Origin of the sequence: Caballeronia sp. PC1 (genome assembly GCF_021353155.1) — a bacterium.
Taxonomy (GTDB): domain Bacteria; phylum Pseudomonadota; class Gammaproteobacteria; order Burkholderiales; family Burkholderiaceae; genus Caballeronia; species Caballeronia cordobensis.
Genome location: NZ_JAJUBH010000001.1, coordinates 1,432,644 through 1,449,955 on the forward strand (window position 1 = coordinate 1,432,644; position 17,312 = coordinate 1,449,955).

General features: G+C 62.6%; 16 protein-coding genes and 1 tRNA gene. 2 read left to right on the plus strand and 15 right to left on the minus strand.

Annotated features, from left to right (window positions below; genetic code table 11):
• Positions 1-30: 30 nt before the first annotated feature.
• The 11 genes from pheS to LY284_RS06940 form a co-directional block, all read right to left on the minus strand.
• Positions 31-1,044, minus strand: a complete 1,014-nt coding sequence (gene pheS / locus LY284_RS06890; protein ID WP_041730307.1) for a phenylalanine--tRNA ligase subunit alpha — start codon at positions 1,042-1,044, stop codon at positions 31-33.
• Positions 1,045-1,245: 201 nt separating this feature from the next.
• On the minus strand, positions 1,246-1,605 hold the full coding sequence (gene rplT / locus LY284_RS06895) for a 50S ribosomal protein L20 (RefSeq protein ID WP_008350196.1): 360 nt from the start codon (positions 1,603-1,605) through the stop codon (positions 1,246-1,248).
• A 25-nt stretch (positions 1,606-1,630) separates the two neighbouring features.
• Positions 1,631-1,828, minus strand: coding sequence for a 50S ribosomal protein L35 (rpmI, locus tag LY284_RS06900; protein ID WP_004191477.1), 198 nt, complete (start codon positions 1,826-1,828; stop codon positions 1,631-1,633).
• Between the two features lie 231 nt (positions 1,829-2,059).
• Positions 2,060-2,587: a translation initiation factor IF-3 gene (infC, locus tag LY284_RS06905; protein WP_074168877.1), complete on the minus strand. Its 528-nt coding sequence runs from the start codon at positions 2,585-2,587 to the stop codon at positions 2,060-2,062.
• Between the two features lie 47 nt (positions 2,588-2,634).
• Positions 2,635-4,542, minus strand: a complete 1,908-nt coding sequence (gene thrS / locus LY284_RS06910) for a threonine--tRNA ligase (protein WP_045450444.1) — start codon at positions 4,540-4,542, stop codon at positions 2,635-2,637.
• A gap of 295 nt (positions 4,543-4,837) precedes the next feature.
• Positions 4,838-4,914, minus strand: a tRNA-Val gene (locus LY284_RS06915).
• A gap of 96 nt (positions 4,915-5,010) precedes the next feature.
• Positions 5,011-7,233, minus strand: a complete 2,223-nt coding sequence (locus LY284_RS06920) for a bifunctional (p)ppGpp synthetase/guanosine-3',5'-bis(diphosphate) 3'-pyrophosphohydrolase (RefSeq protein WP_014191065.1) — start codon at positions 7,231-7,233, stop codon at positions 5,011-5,013.
• Positions 7,234-7,257: 24 nt separating this feature from the next.
• On the minus strand, positions 7,258-7,611 hold the full coding sequence (locus LY284_RS06925) for a RidA family protein (protein WP_014191064.1): 354 nt from the start codon (positions 7,609-7,611) through the stop codon (positions 7,258-7,260).
• 63 nt (positions 7,612-7,674) lie between these two features.
• Positions 7,675-8,595, minus strand: a complete 921-nt coding sequence (locus LY284_RS06930) for an alpha/beta fold hydrolase (RefSeq protein ID WP_014191063.1) — start codon at positions 8,593-8,595, stop codon at positions 7,675-7,677.
• A 229-nt stretch (positions 8,596-8,824) separates the two neighbouring features.
• Positions 8,825-9,466 (minus strand): CoA transferase subunit B, encoded by a 642-nt coding sequence (locus LY284_RS06935; RefSeq protein WP_014191062.1) that lies wholly within the window; start codon positions 9,464-9,466, stop codon positions 8,825-8,827.
• A gap of 2 nt (positions 9,467-9,468) precedes the next feature.
• A complete protein-coding gene (locus LY284_RS06940) occupies positions 9,469-10,173 on the minus strand; it encodes a CoA transferase subunit A (RefSeq protein WP_014191061.1) in 705 nt (234 codons plus the stop codon).
• Between the two features lie 220 nt (positions 10,174-10,393).
• On the opposite strand from LY284_RS06940, the gene LY284_RS06945 reads away from it, so the two are divergent.
• On the plus strand, positions 10,394-10,939 hold the full coding sequence (locus tag LY284_RS06945; protein WP_014191060.1) for a LuxR C-terminal-related transcriptional regulator: 546 nt from the start codon (positions 10,394-10,396) through the stop codon (positions 10,937-10,939).
• A gap of 7 nt (positions 10,940-10,946) precedes the next feature.
• On the opposite strand, the gene LY284_RS06950 is transcribed toward LY284_RS06945, so the two are convergent.
• Together LY284_RS06950 and LY284_RS06955 are read right to left on the minus strand one after the other, a co-directional pair.
• Positions 10,947-11,384: a thioesterase family protein gene (locus LY284_RS06950; protein ID WP_014191059.1), complete on the minus strand. Its 438-nt coding sequence runs from the start codon at positions 11,382-11,384 to the stop codon at positions 10,947-10,949.
• An 18-nt stretch (positions 11,385-11,402) separates the two neighbouring features.
• Positions 11,403-12,176, minus strand: a complete 774-nt coding sequence (locus LY284_RS06955) for an SDR family oxidoreductase (protein WP_014191058.1) — start codon at positions 12,174-12,176, stop codon at positions 11,403-11,405.
• 180 nt (positions 12,177-12,356) lie between these two features.
• On the opposite strand from LY284_RS06955, the gene LY284_RS06960 reads away from it, so the two are divergent.
• Positions 12,357-14,030: an electron transfer flavoprotein-ubiquinone oxidoreductase gene (locus LY284_RS06960; protein ID WP_014191057.1), complete on the plus strand. Its 1,674-nt coding sequence runs from the start codon at positions 12,357-12,359 to the stop codon at positions 14,028-14,030.
• Between the two features lie 43 nt (positions 14,031-14,073).
• Here LY284_RS06960 and aroC read toward each other — a convergent pair whose 3' ends face one another.
• On the minus strand, positions 14,074-15,180 hold the full coding sequence (aroC, locus tag LY284_RS06965) for a chorismate synthase (protein WP_014191056.1): 1,107 nt from the start codon (positions 15,178-15,180) through the stop codon (positions 14,074-14,076).
• A gap of 64 nt (positions 15,181-15,244) precedes the next feature.
• A complete protein-coding gene (locus LY284_RS06970) occupies positions 15,245-17,182 on the minus strand; it encodes an MFS transporter (protein ID WP_233385418.1) in 1,938 nt (645 codons plus the stop codon).
• Positions 17,183-17,312: the final 130 nt, after the last annotated feature.

The window sequence follows — 17,312 nt, forward strand, 5'->3', positions numbered from 1 at the left end:
CGAAACCGGACGCCGCGGGCTAAGCGCGTCTTACGCGAACTGGCGCAGGAAGCGCAGGTCGTTCTCGAAAAACAGACGCAAGTCCTGCACGCCATAGCGCAGCATCGTCAGGCGCTCGAGGCCGCTGCCGAACGCAAAGCCGATGTAGCGCTCCGGATCGAGGCCCATGTTGCGGATGACGGTCGGATGCACCTGACCGGAACCAGAAATCTCCAGCCATTTGCCCGCGTTCTTGCCGTGCTCGAACATCATGTCGATTTCGGCGGACGGCTCCGTGAACGGGAAATACGACGGACGGAAGCGCACGAGAATGTCGTCGCGCTCGAAGAACTTCTTGAGGAAATCGGTATAGACGCCCTTCAGATCGGCGAAGCTGATGTTCTCCTCGATCCACAAGCCTTCGACCTGATTGAACATGGGCGAGTGCGTGGCGTCGCTGTCGACACGATACGTGCGGCCGGGCACGATCACCTTGATCGGCGGCTTGTTCATGCGCGCGTAGCGCACCTGCATCGGGCTCGTGTGCGTGCGAAGCAGCAGCGGCCGGCCATCGGCGTCACGGCCGTCGACGTAAAAGGTATCCTGCATCGAGCGCGCCGGATGGTTCTCCGGGCTGTTCAACGCGGTGAAGTTGTACCAGTCGGTTTCGATTTCGGGACCGTCGGCCACGTCGAAGCCGATCGTGCCGAAAATCTGCTCGACGCGTTCCCACGTGCGCATGACCGGGTGCAGCGTGCCGGCGCCCGCGCCGCGTCCGGGCAGCGTGACGTCGATGGCTTCGGCCGCGAGACGCTGGTTCAGGAGCGCATCGGCAAGCGCCTGGCGGCGCGCGTTGAGCGCCCCCTCGACCTGCTGCTTCGCCTGATTGATGCGCGCGCCTTCGGTCTTCTTCGCTTCCGGATCGAGCTTGCCCAGGCCCTTCAGCAACTCGGTCAGCGCGCCGGACTTGCCGAGAAACCGCGCCTTCTCGTTTTCGAGCGTGGTGGTATCGGCGGCGTGTTCAAAGGCGCTTTTCGCGTCGGCGACAATCTGGTCCAGATCCATTGATCCCATCTTTTCGAAGTTCTGACTAAGTTCGGTTTTGGGCGTGGCCTGCCTGACTACGACATCACCCTATTCACAAGCCATGCGCAAAACCGTCCGACCAACAAAAACGGGGCTCGGTGAGAGCCCCGTTTTCTGCCTTGCCGCCGCCTTCAACAACTTGGCGGCGAAGAGGCGAACCACGCAGTACTAATTTCGCAATTAGGCTGCAACGGCGGCTTTCACCTGCTTCACGATCGCAGCAAAAGCAGCCTTGTCGAACACAGCCATGTCAGCCAGCACCTTACGGTCGAGTTCGATCGACGCCTTCTTCAGGCCGTTGATGAACACGCTGTAGGTCATGTCGTGCTGACGCACCGCCGCGTTGATACGCGTGATCCACAGTGCGCGGAACACACGCTTCTTGTTGCGGCGATCGCGGTAGGCGTACTGGCCCGCGCGCATGACCGCCTGCTTGGCGATGCGATAGACGTTATTGCGACGGCCACGATAACCCTTGGCCAGACGGATGATCTTCTTGTGACGGGCCCGTGCGGTAACCCCACGTTTTACTCGAGGCATGTTGCTCTCCTTAAGTTAGATGAGGTTAGGCGAACGGCAGCATTGCGCGGACGGAGTTCAGATCGGAATCATGAACGGCCGTGGCGCCACGCAGATGGCGTTTGTTCTTGGTGGTTTTCTTGGTAAGAATGTGGCGCTTGAACGCTTGACCGCGCTTGACGGTACCGCCCGGACGCACCACGAAGCGCTTTGCAGCACTCTTCTTGGTCTTCATCTTCGGCATGAAACTACTCCAGTTTATTAGATGGTCATGGGTGTGCGGCTGATCTTCCCGTGCTGGCCAGATCCCTACCCGCCCTTCGAAACCCACGCTCCACTTGTTTGCGTTCGGCTCAGTGAAGAACCGCCGCATTTCATGAGCGGCGCCGCGTGAGCGACGCCCCTCTGAAACCTTCAGACAATGCCGCGCCAGCCGTCTTGCGACGGCGCGCGATCCATCGTCTCACTGCCTGCGTTACTTACCCTTCTTCTTCGGGGCAAGCACCATGATCATCTGGCGCCCTTCCATCTTCGGCATTTGCTCGACCTGGCCGTATTCGTCCAGATCCGTCTTCAGACGTTCAAGCATGCGCATGCCGATTTCCTGGTGCGCCATTTCGCGACCGCGGAAACGCAACGTGATTTTCGTCTTGTCGCCGTCTTCGAGGAAGCGCGTGAGGTTGCGCAGCTTGACGTTGTAATCACCGTCATCCGTGCCGGGGCGAAATTTGACTTCCTTCACCTGCACGATCTTCTGCTTCAACTTCGCTTCGTGCTGCTTCTTCGCTTCCGAATACTTGAACTTGCCGTAATCCATCAAACGGCAGACAGGCGGCGAAGCCTGCGGCGCGATTTCGACGAGATCCACGTCGAGCTGTTCCGATTGGCGGAAAGCCTCGGCCAGTTTCACGATTCCGAGCGGCTCGTTGTCCACTCCGACCAAGCGCACTTCGGGTGCAGTAATCTCACCGTTGATGCGATGTGACGACTTATCAGTAGCGATGTTACGTTTCCTCTAAAAATTAAAAAACAAGCCGCGCTGCGAGTGACTTACCTGAACGCCCGCACTTCCTGCTGCAGGCGCTCCAGAAATGCGTCGACCGGCATGACGCCGAGATCGACACCGCCACGAGCACGCACGGCTACGGTTTGCGCATCACGCTCCTTGTCCCCGACGACCAGCAAATAGGGCACCTTTTGCAGCGTGTGCTCCCGTATTTTATAGCTAATCTTCTCATTGCGCAAATCGGACTCGACTCTAAGCCCTTGTTTTTGCAACGATTGGGCCAGATTTCCAGCATAATCCGCCTGACTTTCAGCAATATTCAGCACAACGGCCTGGATCGGCGCGAGCCACGGCGGCATCGCACCGGCGTGGTGCTCGATCAGAATGCCGAGGAAACGCTCCATCGAACCGACGATCGCGCGGTGGAGCATCACCGGGCGGCGGCGGCTGTTGTCTTCTGCGACATATTCCGCGCCGAGGCGCTCCGGCAGCACCATGTCGAGCTGCAGCGTGCCGCACTGCCACGAGCGGCCGAGCGCATCCTTGATGTGGTATTCGATCTTCGGACCGTAGAACGCGCCCTCGCCCGCGAGTTCTTCCCACTGCAGGCCGCAGGCGGTGAGCGCCTCGCGCAGGCCCTGTTCCGCGCGATCCCAGGTTTCATCGGTGCCGGCGCGCTGTTCGGGGCGCAGCGACAGCTTGATGTCGATGTGATCGAACCCGAAATCCTTGTACACGCTCATCGCCAGCGTATTGAACGCGATCGATTCCGCGATGAACTGATCTTCGGTACAGAAGATGTGCGCATCGTCCTGGACGAAACCGCGCACGCGCATCAGGCCGTGCAGCGCGCCCGACGGCTCGTTGCGGTGGCACGAGCCGAACTCCGCGTACCGCAGCGGCAAATCGCGGTAGGAGCGCAGGCCGTGATTGAACACCTGGACGTGGCCCGGGCAGTTCATCGGCTTGATCGCGTAATCGCGCTTCTCCGATTCGGTCGTGAACATGTTTTCACGATAGTTCTGCCAGTGCCCCGACGCTTCCCACAGCGAACGGTCCATGATCATCGGGGTCTTGATCTCGAGATAGCCGGCCTCGTTCACGCGGCGGCGCATGTATTGCTCGACTTGCTGCCACAGCGACCAGCCCTTCGGATGCCAGAACACCATGCCCGGCGCTTCGTCCTGAAGGTGGAACAGGTCGAGCTGCTTGGCGAGCTTGCGGTGATCGCGCTTCTCGGCTTCTTCGAGCATGTGCAGGTACGCGTCCTGGTCTTCCTTTTTGGTCCAGGCGGTACCGTAAATGCGCTGAAGCTGCTCGTTCTTCGAATCGCCGCGCCAGTATGCGCCCGCGACTTTCATCAGCTTGAAGACTTTCAGCTTGCCGGTGGACGGTACGTGCGGCCCGCGGCACAAGTCGATGAAATTGCCGTGCGAGTACAGACGAATCTCATCGCTCTCGGGAATCGACGAAATGATTTCCGCCTTGTACGCCTCGCCGATGCTCTTGAAGTACTCGACGGCCTCGTCCCGCGACACGACGCGGCGCGACACCGGCTCGTTCTTCTGCGCGAGTTCCTGCATGCGCTTCTCGATTTTCTCGAGATCTTCGGGCGTGAAGGGACGGCTGTACGAGAAATCGTAGTAGAAGCCGTTATCGATGACGGGCCCGATGGTCACTTGCGCCTCGGGGAACAGATCCTTCACGGCATAGGCGAGCAAGTGCGCGGTCGAATGGCGCACGACATCGACGCCTTCCGGGTCTTTGTCCGTGACGATGGCGAGCGACGAATCCTTGTCGATCAGAAACGACGTATCGACGAGTTCACCGTTGAGCTTGCCGGCGAGCGCCGCCTTGGCAAGGCCCGCGCCGATCGATGCCGCGACTTCCGCGACAGTCACCGGGTGGTCGTATTGTCGGACCGACCCATCAGGCAAACGTACCGAAACCATATCGTTCTCCAAGACGCCGGCGCACGCCAGGCGATTTCGATTAAGCATTGCCGCGCGATCTTCGTTTCCAGAATCGCAAGGCAAAAAAAATGCGGCCCCGCTATCGAGGGGCCGCATTCACTTTTCACACATACCGCGAAACAAATTGGCAGAAGGCGAATTAGGTCCTCGACTAGCGTCGCTCCGAAGTTGTTTCGGTCAACGTTCGACGTGCCATGTTTTTTCGCCTTTTGCGCTGAGCGCTTCTTGCGGTTTGAAACCCCGCGAACCGAAGTCCGCTGAATTTCGTTTTCGTTGGTAGGCTCGATTGGACTCGAACCAACGACCCCCACCATGTCAAGGTGGTGCTCTAACCAGCTGAGCTACGAGCCTGAAAGAAGTGAGATTATATGGAGCGTTTCAGATCTTGGCAAGTGCTTATCTTCAGGAAAATCGAAAATATTCGCCGATCCGTTCAACGCCGCCCGATTACGCGCGCCGCGATGCGCGAATCACGCCCTGCACTTCGCCAAGCAGCGTGCAGGCGCGCTGAATCTGCGCGGCGTTCGACACCTCCACGGTGAACTGCATATACGCGATGTTCCTGCGGCTCTGGCTTTTCACGCCGATCACATTGATCTTCTCGCGCGCGAACACTTCGGAGATATCGCGCAGCAGGCCCTGCCGATCCGCCGATTCCACCGCGAGATCCACCGGATACACGGACGACCCGCGCCCGTCCATCACGTCCGCGGACCACGTGGTGTGCAGCACGCGCTCCGGCGAGCGTTGCGCCATGCGCTTGAACGTCTCGCAATCCGTGCGGTGCACGGACATGCCCTTGCCGCGCGTGACGAAACCGGCGATCGCGTCGGGCGGCGCGGGACGGCAGCAGCGCGCGAGTTGCGTGAGCAGCGCATCGACGCCGACGACGAGCACGCCCGTCGATGCGCCGTGCGCGACGCTCTGTCCGCTGCTGCGCTTTTCGAACTGCTCCGGCGCTTCCGGCTCCGGCTCGGGCGGCGGCGTGTCGGAGAGCGCGTGCTCGATGTTGCGCAGGCTGAATTCGTCCTTCGCAACAGCCGCGTAAAGCTCTTCGGGCGTCTTGAAGCCGAGTTTCGCCGCGAGCTGCTCCAGGCTGACCGAGGTCTTGCCTTCGCGCTGCAAGGTTTTTTCGACGATCGTCCGCCCCGCCGCGATGTTCTCGGCAGCGTCGGCCGCGAGGAACCACGAGCGCACCTTCTGCCGCGCCCGCGCGCTGTGCAGATAGCCGAGTTGCGGATTGAGCCAGTCGCGCGACGGCCCGCCCTCCTTCACCGCCACGATCTCGACCGTCTGCCCGTTGTGCAGCGGCGTGTTGAGCGGCACCATCGCACCGTCGACGCGCGCGCCGCGGCAGCGATGCCCGAGCTCGCTGTGCAGGTGATACGCGAAATCGATGGCCGTCGCGCCGTGCGGCAACGCGATCACGCGGGCCTGCGGCGTGAGCACGTAAATGTGGTCGTCGTCGAGCGTGGCGTCGCGCAGATGCTGCCAGCCCGGCTGATCGCCTTCGACATCGTCCTTCCACGCGAGAAGCTGGCGCAGCCAGGCAATCTTCTCGTCGTATTTCTCGCTCGCCGTCACCTGGCCCGCGTAGCCGCGCGTGCCCGCTTCCTTGTAACGCCAGTGCGCGGCCACGCCGTATTCGGCGAACTGATGCATCTCGTAGGTGCGGATCTGAACCTCGAACGCGCGCCCGTCGTCGCCGATCACGACTGTATGCAGCGACTTGTAGCCGTTAGGCTTCGGACGCGAGATGTAGTCGTCGAACTCGCGCGGCACCGGCTGCCACAGGTTGTGCACGATGCCGAGCACGGTGTAGCAGTCCTTGATGTCGCCGACGATGACGCGAAACGCGCGCACGTCGTTCAGCTCGGAGAAGTCGAGATGCTTGCCGCGCATCTTCTTCCAGATGCTGTAGATATGCTTCGGCCGCCCGCTCACGTCCGCCCTGATGTGGGCGGTGTCGAGCTCTTTTTGCAAACGCGCGATCGCCTCGGTCACATAGCTCTCGCGCTCGACACGCTTCTCGTCGAGCAGCTTCGCGATGCGCTTGTACGTGACCGGATCTTCGAAGCGGAACGACAGATCCTCCAGTTCCCACTTGAGTTGCCAGATTCCGAGCCGGTTCGCGAGCGGCGCATAGATTTCGAGCGTCTCGCGCGGCACGTCCGGCGACGGATCGATCTTGTGCGCGGCGTGATAGCGCAAGCTCTGCACGCGCGATGCAAGCCGGATCAGCACGACGCGAATGTCCTGCGCGAACGCGAGCAGCATCTTGCGCAGCGCTTCCACCTGCGCGCGGCGCGCGGCCTGCGCATCGCGCGTGTTCTCGGGCAGGTCCGCGAGCGTGGCGCGCGAGCTGACCGAGCCCAACCGCAAGAGCTTTCTCACATCGCCGACGAGCCGCTGCACTTCCGGGCCGAAGCGCTCGGCGATGACCTTGTCCGGATCGTCGAGATGTGGCGCGAGCACGAAGAGCGCCGCCGCCGCGACCGCGTGCGCGTCGACGTTGAGCGTCTGCACGATGCGCGCGGTGCCCACCGCATGATCGGCGAGCAGTTCGCCCGTCGAGACGCGCGCGTCCCCGGCGTGCTCGCGCACGAACGCGAGCGCGCCGTCGATGGACGGCTCGGGCAGGGTTTCGGAGGGGACGGCGGTCTCGGTCATGCGATTGCAACCACTACGGCAGAATCAGCCGCGCTGCGCGGCGATTACGCAGATTTCGATGAGGCACGCCGGATTGGCGAGCTTCGACTCCACCGTGGCGCGCGGCGGCGTGTTGCCTTCCGCGACCCACGCATCCCAGACGGCGTTCATGCCAGAGAAATGCACCATGTCGGCGATATAGATCTGCACGTTCAGCAAATGCGACTTGTCGCTATTCGCTTCTTCGAGCAAGCGGTCGATATGACCGAGCACTTCGCGCGTCTGACCGGTGATGTCCTGCTCCGTGTCCTCGGCGATCTGGCCGGCGAGGTACACCGTGCCATTGTGGATCGCGGTCTCGGAGAGGCGCGGGCCGACGTGATGACGAATGACTGCCATTGTGTGTTCCTGATCGATGAAAGATGAAAAAACCGGCATGAGCGACGCACGCTCAGCCCAATATTATGCCCCGCTGCCGCCATCGCCGAGGAAGAACCCCCTGGCGACGGCGATCTGATCGGCGACGAGAAACGCCGGCGCATGTCCCGCGCCCGGTATTTCGACGCTGCTCACGGCCTGGCCCCGCTCGACCATCTGCGCGACCGTCTCGCGCGACAGCAAGTCCGACGTCTCGCCGCGCACGACGAGCACAGGCGTTCTGATCGACGCCAGCGACTGCCACAGGAACGCCTCGCCGGCCGCGTTCTGCTCCTCGGTCGCCGCCCCGAAAGGCGCCGCGATGCCCGGGTCGTAGCGAAAGCCCCATGCGCCATCGCGCTCGTGCAGGAGCGGCGTGTTGATGCTCGTCCACTCCTCGTCGGTCAGCGGCCCGAACGACGCGGCGAGCGCCGCCGCATGCCGCACGCCTTCGTCGAGCGACGCGAAGCGCGTGGGCTTGCCAAGATAGTCGCCGATGCGCGCCAGCGCGATCGGCTCGATATGCGGCCCGACATCGTTGAGCAGCATCTTCCTGATCGGCGTATTGGGCAGACCGCCGAGCGCCATGCCGATGAGGCCGCCCATCGATGTGCCGAACCAGTCCACCGTCTCCACGTTCAGCCGCGCGATCAGCGTGACCATGTCGGCGACATACTGCGCCACGCCGTAATAGCGCGGATCGGCGAGCCAGTCAGACAGGCCGCGCCCGACGACATCCGGACACACCACGCGATAGTCGTGCGCGAACGCCTGCGCGAGCTTGTCGAAGTCGCGCCCCGAGCGTGTCAGTCCGTGCACGCAGAGCAGCACGCGCGGATTGCCCGGATCGCCCCATTCCGTATAGGCGATACGATGCAGCCCCGCGGGGCTCGCGCATTGCACGAAGCGCTGGCGCGGCTCGCAAAGATCGGAATGCACGGGTTCGACGACGATCGGTGTGGTCATGGAAAATATCCTCGTGGAAGAGTCCAAACGATTGTAAAGCGCCTTGCGTCACACCGAGCGAGCGCTGGCCGAACGGACGAGCCCCAACGGACGCCCTCCAACGGGGCGCCCCCCTCGTCACATGCGGCCGATCCCGCCAAAAGCAAAACGGGCGAAGCCCTGAAAGCCTCGCCCGCCTGGAACATACCGCCTGGTACCGCCCACACGCCGCCCAAATGGCGGCGCGATGTCACTTCACGCTCGTGACATCGAGCGGCGCGCCCGTCTTCTTCTGGATTTCCTCGACCGTCACGCCGTCCGCCAGTTCGACCAGCTTCAGGCCGTTGTCGGTGACGTCGATCACGCCGAGATCCGTGATGATGCGATCCACGACGCCCACGCCCGTCAGCGGCAGCGAGCATTCTTCGAGGATCTTGTGCTGGTCGCCCTTCGCGACGTGCTCCATCAGCACGACCACCTTCTTCACGCCGGCAACGAGGTCCATCGCGCCGCCCATGCCCTTGATCATCTTGCCGGGAATCATCCAGTTCGCGAGATCGCCCTTCTTGCTGATCTGCATCGCACCGAGGATCGCCAGGTTGATGTGGCCGCCGCGGATCATCGCGAACGAATCCGCCGACGAAAAAATCGACGAGCCCGGCAATGTGGTCACGGTCTGCTTGCCCGCATTGATGAGATCGGCGTCGACTTCTTCCTCATACGGCGACGGCCCGATACCGAGCAGGCCGTTTTCCGACTGGAGCCACACTTCCATGCCTTCCGGCACATGATTGGCGACGAGCGTCGGCAGCCCGATGCCGAGGTTCACGTAGAAGCCGTCCTGCAATTCTTTCGCCGCGCGCGCGGCCATCTGGTCACGAGTCCAAGCCATGATTACTCTCCTTTCGCGCGGACGATACGTTGTTCGATGCGCTTTTCCGGATGCGCATTCAGGACGAGGCGCTGCACGAAGATGCCGGGCGTGTGGATATGGTCCGGATCCAGCTCGCCCACTTCGACGATTTCTTCCACTTCGGCCACGGTGATCTTGCCCGCCATCGCGCACATCGGGTTGAAGTTGCGCGCCGTGCGGCGATAGATCAGGTTGCCGGATTTGTCGGCCTTCCACGCCTTCACGAGACCGACATCGGCGGTCAGCGAATGCTCGAGCACATAATGGTTCTCGCCGAACTGGCGCGTTTCCTTGCCTTCGGCAATCACGGTGCCGAAACCGGTATTCGTGAAGAACGCCGGAATGCCCGAGCCGCCCGCGCGCAACTTTTCGGCGAGCGTGCCCTGCGGCGTGAATTCAAGCTCGAGTTCGCCGGCGAGATATTGCCGCTCGAACTCCTTGTTTTCGCCGACGTAGGACGAAATCATCTTCTTGATCTGGCGCGTCTCCAGAAGGAGACCGAGGCCGAAGCCGTCGACGCCCGCGTTATTGCTGATGCAGGTGATGTCTTTCACGCCCGTGTCGCGCAGCGCGGCGATGAGCGCCTCGGGAATGCCGCACAGCCCGAAACCGCCGACGGCGAACGTCTGCCCGTCCTTGACGATGCCCTCTAGCGCAGCCTTCGCGCTCGGATAGACCTTGTTCATCTGAGTGTCCCTTCCATGTTTGAAACCAACTGAAAATCGGCTTATTGACGCCGCCGCGGCGCTGTCGCACGCGCGTCAGGCGGCCTTTTGGCGTGGCACAAGAGTACTTTGGCGCGTCGATCCGGCACAATACGCAAAAATACATAAGTCATTGCCCGCGCGCGTTTGGTTCCCCGGCTGCTTTTGCCGGGCATCAAGTAGCGCGCGGCCCCGATTTCACATGCGTGCACTGGATTATCAAACCGCGTTTCAACTCGCGCCCGTCGGGCTCGTGCTTTCGCGCGAGCGCTCCATCGAGGACTGCAACGAACAGCTCTGCGCGATCTTCGGCTATACGCGCGAGACGCTCATCGGCAAGTCGTTCGAAGTACTGTATCCGTCGCCGGACGAGTTCGCGCGCATCGGCGAGCGGATCGCCGCGCATATCAGCCGGTCAGGCACCTACAGCGACGACCGGATCATGAAGCGCAGGAACGGCGAACTGTTCTGGTGCCACGTGACCGGACGCGCGCTCGACCAGGCCGCGCCGCACGCGGCGGGCGTCTGGACCTTCGAGGATCTGAGCGCGACGCGGCGGGTCGCCATCGAACTGACGCCGCGCGAACGGGAAATCGCCGCGCAGCTCGTGACGGGCAAGACGAGCAAGCAGATCGGCCGCGTACTCGACATCAGCCCGCGCACGGTCGATATCTATCGCGCGCGGCTCATGCGAAAGTACGACACGGGCAACGCCACCGAGCTTCTGCAGCGGCTGCTCGGCACGTGATGCGCGATCAGAGCGCGACCGGCGTGCTCGTTTCGATGGTCTGTCGCAGGAAATCCGGAATCGGCACCGACTTGCCCGCGGCGTAGTCGATCCACACGATCTTCGCGGCGCCGCGCGCATAGAGCGTCGCGCGGTCATCGGCCCGAAAAAGTTCGAAGCGCGTATCGAAGCTGCTGCGGCCCGGCTTGCCTACGGACATGCGGCCGATCACGTCGCCGGGATAGTGGAGCTGCTTCAGAAACTCCATCGAGGCGTTCACGATCACCGGACCCTGGCCCTCGCCGTTGCCGCCCATGATGCCGATTTGATCGAACCACGAGATTCGCACCTGCTCCATATAGCGGAAATAGACGGTGTTGTTGACGTGGCCGAAGGCGTCCATGTCGCCCCAGCGGATCGGCATGGACAGGTCGAAGACGGTGTGAAAGGTGTTATCCGTGGTCATCAGTTGCGTTTAAGAAAGTCAGAGCGAAAAACCGTCGTCGGCCGAAATGACCGAGCCGTTCATGAACTGCGATTCATCGGCGGATAGCAGCAGCAACAGGCCGTCGAGATCTTCCGGCGAGCCCACGCGGCGGCGCGGCAGCATCGAAATGAGTTTCTGGCCCTGCTCGGTTTTCCAGTGATGGTGATTGATTTCGGTGTCGATATAGCCCGGGCAGATCGCGTTCACGTTGATCCCGTGGCGGCCCCATTCGAGCGCCATCGCCTTGGTCATCTGCACGACGGCGGCCTTGCTCATCGAATACACGCCGATCTGCGGAAACACCCGCAAACCGGCCACCGACGCCACGTTGATGATGCGATAGGCCGGCTTGGCCGGTCCGTTGCCGCGCATGATCATGCGCTTGGCGACTTCCTGCGCGACGAAGAACGCGCCACGCACGTTCGTATCGAACACGAATTCGAAGTCGGCCGGCGTGACATCCGTCAGCTTCTGCGTGGTCGACACGCCCGAATTATTGACGAGGATGTCGATCGTGCCCGCTTCCGTTTCCGCGTGCGCGACCGCGGCCTTGATGCTCTGATAGTCGGTCACGTCGAGCGACACCACGTGCGCCGCGCCGCCCGACGACTCGATCTCGGCGCGCAATTCCTTCAGACGCTCGGTGCGCCGGCTCGCGAGCACCACTTTGGCGCCCGCCGACGACAAAACCTGCGCGAAGCGCTTGCCCAAGCCACTGGACGCGCCGGTAATCAGCGCGACCTTGCCTTCCAGGTTGATCGAACGGCCCATTGTGCTTCCTTGTTCTATGGTTGATTCGGCGTGTCAGCGCTAGCGTTGACACGGATACCGCATCGCAACATAACTATAGTACGATCGTGCTAAATGGGGTGGGGTTGGTTGCAGCCCGCCTGACCTTCCCTGACAATACGCGATCCCGAAAGGGCATTCTAACGGCACATAGGAGCATTGATGACCCCGGCGAGCCTCATCGAGCAATACGGTCCCCGCGAATCGATGGAATACGACGTCGTGATCGTCGGCGGCGGACCAGCCGGTTTGTCGGCGGCCATCCGGTTGAAGCAACTGGCGGAGGAAAAAGGCGTCGAGATCGGCGTGTGCGTCCTGGAGAAAGGCTCCGAAGTCGGCGCGCACATCCTGTCCGGCGCGGTCATGGACCCGCGCGGCCTCTCCGAGCTGATTCCCGACTGGAAAGAGAAAGGCGCGCCGCTCGATGTCGAAGTGACCGAAGACCGCTTCCTGTTCCTGTCGCAGAACGACGCGAAGCAAGTGCCCAACTGGCTGCTTCCGGACAACTTCAAGAATCACGGCAACTACGTCATCTCGCTCGCCAATGTCACGCGCTGGCTCGGTCAGCAGGCCGAGGCGCTGGGCGTCGAGATTTTCCCGGGCTTTCCCGCCGCCGAAGTGCTGTACGCGGAAGACGGTTCGGTACGCGGCGTCGTCACGGGCAACATGGGCGTGGGCAAAGACGGCGAGCCGACCGAAAACTTCCAGCTCGGCATGGAACTGCACGCGAAATACACGCTGTTCTGCGAGGGCGCGCGCGGGCATCTTGGCCGTCAGCTGATCGACAAATTCAAGCTCAACCAGAATTCCGATCCGCAGGTGTACGGCATCGGCATCAAGGAATTGTGGGAAATCGATCCGGTCAAGCACAAGCCCGGCCTCGTCATCCACACCGCCGGCTGGCCGCTCGAACCGGATACCTACGGCGGCTCGTTCCTCTATCACATGGACAACAACCAGGTGGTCGTGGGCTTCGTCGTCGGGCTGGGGTATTCGAATCCGTATCTGTCGCCGTTCGAGGAATTCCAGCGTTACAAGACGCATCCGTCGATCCGTGCGTTCCTCGAAGGCGGCAAGCGCATTTCCTATGGCGCGCGCGCGATCACGGCGGGCGGTTTGATGTCGCTGCCGAAGCTCGCCTTCCCCGGCGGCGCGCTCGCGGGCGACGACGCGGGTTTCCTGAACGCATCGCGCATCAAGGGCAGTCACGCCGCGATCAAGTCCGGCAAGATGGCCGCCGAAGCCGCGTTCGACGCCGTGCAGGCGGGCCGCCAGAACGACGAACTCACGGCCTACCCCGAAGCCTTCGATACGTCCTGGCTCAAGACCGAACTGCATCGCGCGCGCAACTTCAAGCAGTGGATGAGCAAGGGCCTGTACCTCGGCACCTTCATGGTGGGGCTAGAGCAGAAAGTGATGGGCGGCAACGTGCCGTGGACGCTGCACCATCAGCATTGGGATCACGAGATGCTGAAGCCGGCGTCGCAGTGCAAGCCGATCGTTTATCCGAAGCCCGATGGCAAGCTCACGTTCGATCGTCTCTCCTCGGTGTTCATCTCGAACACGAATCACGAAGAAAATCAGCCGGCGCACCTGACGCTGAAAGATCCGAACGTGCCGGTCAACGTGAACCTGCGCACCTATGCGGGACCGGAAAGCCGCTACTGTCCCGCCGCGGTGTACGAGTTCGTCAAGTCCGACGACGGCAGCGAGCGATTGCAGATCAACGCGCAGAACTGCGTGCACTGCAAGACGTGCGATATCAAGGATCCGACGCAGAACATCGTGTGGGTCACGCCGGAAGGCGGCGGCGGGCCCAACTATCCGAACATGTAACGTCTGAAAGGACAAAGGGCGCCGAAACCGGCGCCCTTTTCTTTTACTTCGCCGGCATCTGCGCGGCGATCTTCGGCGTATCGACGATCACATCGCCGCATTGCGCCCGATGACGCAGCGCATGGTCCATCAGCACCAGCGCGAGCAGCGCTTCCGCGATCGGCGTCGCGCGAATGCCGACGCACGGATCGTGACGGCCGAAGGTTTCGACCGTAGCCGGCGCGCCTGCCTTGTCGATCGACTGGCGCGGCGTGCGGATGCTCGACGTCGGCTTGATCGCGATCGACACCCGGATGTCCTGCCCGCTCGAAATGCCGCCGAGAATGCCGCCCGCGTTGTTGGTCGCGAAACCTTCGGGCGTCATCTCGTCGCCATGCTGAGAGCCGCGCTGCTCGACGCTCGCGAATCCCGCGCCGATTTCGACCGCTTTCACCGCGTTCAGGCCCATCATCGCGTGGGCGATGTCGGCGTCGAGACGATCATAGAGCGGCTCGCCCAGACCGACGGGCACGCCCGTCGCCACGACTTCGATGCGCGCGCCGACCGAATCGCCGTCGCGGCGCAGGTTGTCCATGTATTCCTCGAGCTGCGGAACGATCTCCGCGTTCGGCGAGAAGAACGGATTCTCGCGAACGTGCTGCCAGTCCACGAACGGAATCCCGATTTCGCCCAGCGCGCTCATGCATCCACGGGTTTCGAGGCCAAACTTCTCGCGCAGCCATTTCTTCGCGACCGCGCCCGCGGCGACGGTCGGCGCGGTCAGGCGCGCCGACGAACGGCCGCCGCCGCGATAGTCGCGCACGCCGTACTTCTGCCAATAGGTGTAGTCCGCGTGACCGGGGCGGAACGTCTCCACGATGTTGCCGTAGTCCTTGCTGCGCTGATCGGTGTTGCGAATCAAAAGCGCGATGGGCGTGCCTGTCGTCACGCCCTCGAACACGCCGGAAAGAATCTCGACCTGATCCGGTTCCTGACGCTGCGTCACGTGGCGCGACGTGCCCGGACGGCGGCGGTCCAGTTCGACCTGGATATCGGCTTCCGTGAGCGCCATGCCCGGCGGGCAGCCGTCGATCACGCAGCCGATCGCCGGTCCATGCGATTCGCCGAAATTCGTGACGGTGAAGAGCGTGCCAAGGGTATTGCCGGACATGAGCGTCGACCTGAAAAAAAGTGTCGGGGGAAACCGCTATTATGCCAGCGCCGCCCGTTATGGCTTAACGCCGCGCGCCGCGCAAGGCCGACACGACGTCCTGCAGATACGCGGGCGTCGCGTCTTCCGGCGCGATCGGCTCGCCGACCGCGAGCGTGAGGCGCGTCATCGCGCCGCGATGCATCGGCCGCGGCCACTGCGCATCTTCGTGGCGCGAGAACACGCTGCCCCAGAGCCCGCGCAGCGCCATCGGCACGACGGGCGCCGGGTGGCGCTTCAGAATTTCCGTGATGCCGCGCCGGAACGGATTCATCTCGCCGTCACGCGTCAGCTTCCCTTCGGGAAAGATGCAGACGAGATCGCCCTCGCTCAGCGCCTTCGCGCATTCGTCGTAGGCGCGTTCGAGCATGCGCGCGTCCTCGTGCGCGGGTGCGATCGGAATGGCTTTCACGCGGCGGAACAGCCGGCCGAGTACCGGCGTGCGAAAGATCCGGTGATCCATCACGAAGCGGATCGGCCGAGGGCTTTCGGCCATGATGACCACCGCATCGACGAAACTGACGTGATTGCACACGAGCACCGCCGCGCCGTGCGACGGAATGCGCTCGGCATCAACGAGACGGATGCGATAGAACGTGTGCACCAGCATCCACGCGATGAAGCGCAGCAAGAACTCCGGCACGAGCGAATAGATATACACGGCGACGACGACATTGAGCAGCGCCGTCGTCAGAAAGAGCCCCGGAATGCCGACGCCGAACGACGTGAGCGCGAGCGCCATGAGCGCCGACACGATCATAAAGAACGAGTTGAGAATATTGTTCGCCGCGATGATGCGCGCGCGGTGCGTAGGCTGGCTGCGCGCCTGGATCAGCGCATAGAGCGGCACGCTGTAGAAGCCGCCGAACATCGCGAGCAGGAACAGGTCCGCGAGAATGCGCCAGTGCTTCCACACCTGCAGGAATTCCGGCACGCCGAGCAGGTGCCCGGCAGGCGCGATGTTGTGGCTGGCGAAGAACAGATCGATCGCGAATACGCTGATGCCGATCGACCCGAGCGGCACGAGACCGATCTCGACGCGGCGTTTCGAGAGCCGCTCGCACAACAGCGAGCCGGTGCCGATGCCGATGGAAAACGTCGCGAGCAGAATCGTCACCACATCCGGATCGGCCGACAGCACGTCCTTCGCGAAATTGAAGAACGACGTCAGAAAGGTCGCGCCGACGAACCACAGCCACGAAATGCCGAGCAGGCTCAGAAACACGGTGCGGTCCTGCTTCGCGAGCTTCAGATTGCGCCACGTCTCGGAAATCGGATTCCAGTTGATGCGCAGATCGGGCTGCGACGCCTCCGACTTCGGCACGAACGTCGACGCGACGCGCCCGATGACCGCGAACGCGATGCACGCGACGGCCAGCAGCATCGCGCCATGTTCGGACGCGCCCGCCGCCGCGCCGCCGATGATCGTGCCGATCAGAATCGCGACGAAGGTGCCCATCTCGACGAGCCCGTTGCCGCCGACCAGCTCGTGCGAGTCGAGATGCTGCGGCAGATAGGCGTACTTCACCGGCCCGAACACGGTCGAATGCACGCCCATCAGAAACGTGCACGCGTAGAGCAGCGGCGCGCTGTGCAGCACGAAGCCCGCCCCGCCGATCAGCATCACGACGATCTCGAAGCTCTTCACGAGGCGCGCGAGCACGGCCTTGTCGTATTTGTCGGCGATCTGGCCGGAGGTCGCGGAAAAGAGCACGAACGGCACGATGAAGATCGCGGAAATGAGAAACGCGGCGGTCTTCGGATCGACGCCGGAAAAGCGCCCGGCCTGGAACGTCACCAGCGACGTGAATCCGACCTTGAAGACGTTGTCGTTCATCGCGCCGAGAAATTGCGTCCAGAAGAACGGCGCGAAGCGGCGCTCGCGCATCAGGCGGAACTGGCTGTCGCCTTCGTGCGAACGCCGGGCAGTGCGCGACTCGGCGCGCATCGGTTTGTCACTCATGTCTTGCGGGATATGGAAGTCCGGCGTTGATCGCGAGGGCGAACGAATCCGGATGGAGCGAAAGCGGGCTCGAAAGCGCCATGACGCGCCTCGGCCAGACGAAAAAAAACGCGCCGTCGGCGCGCTGCGA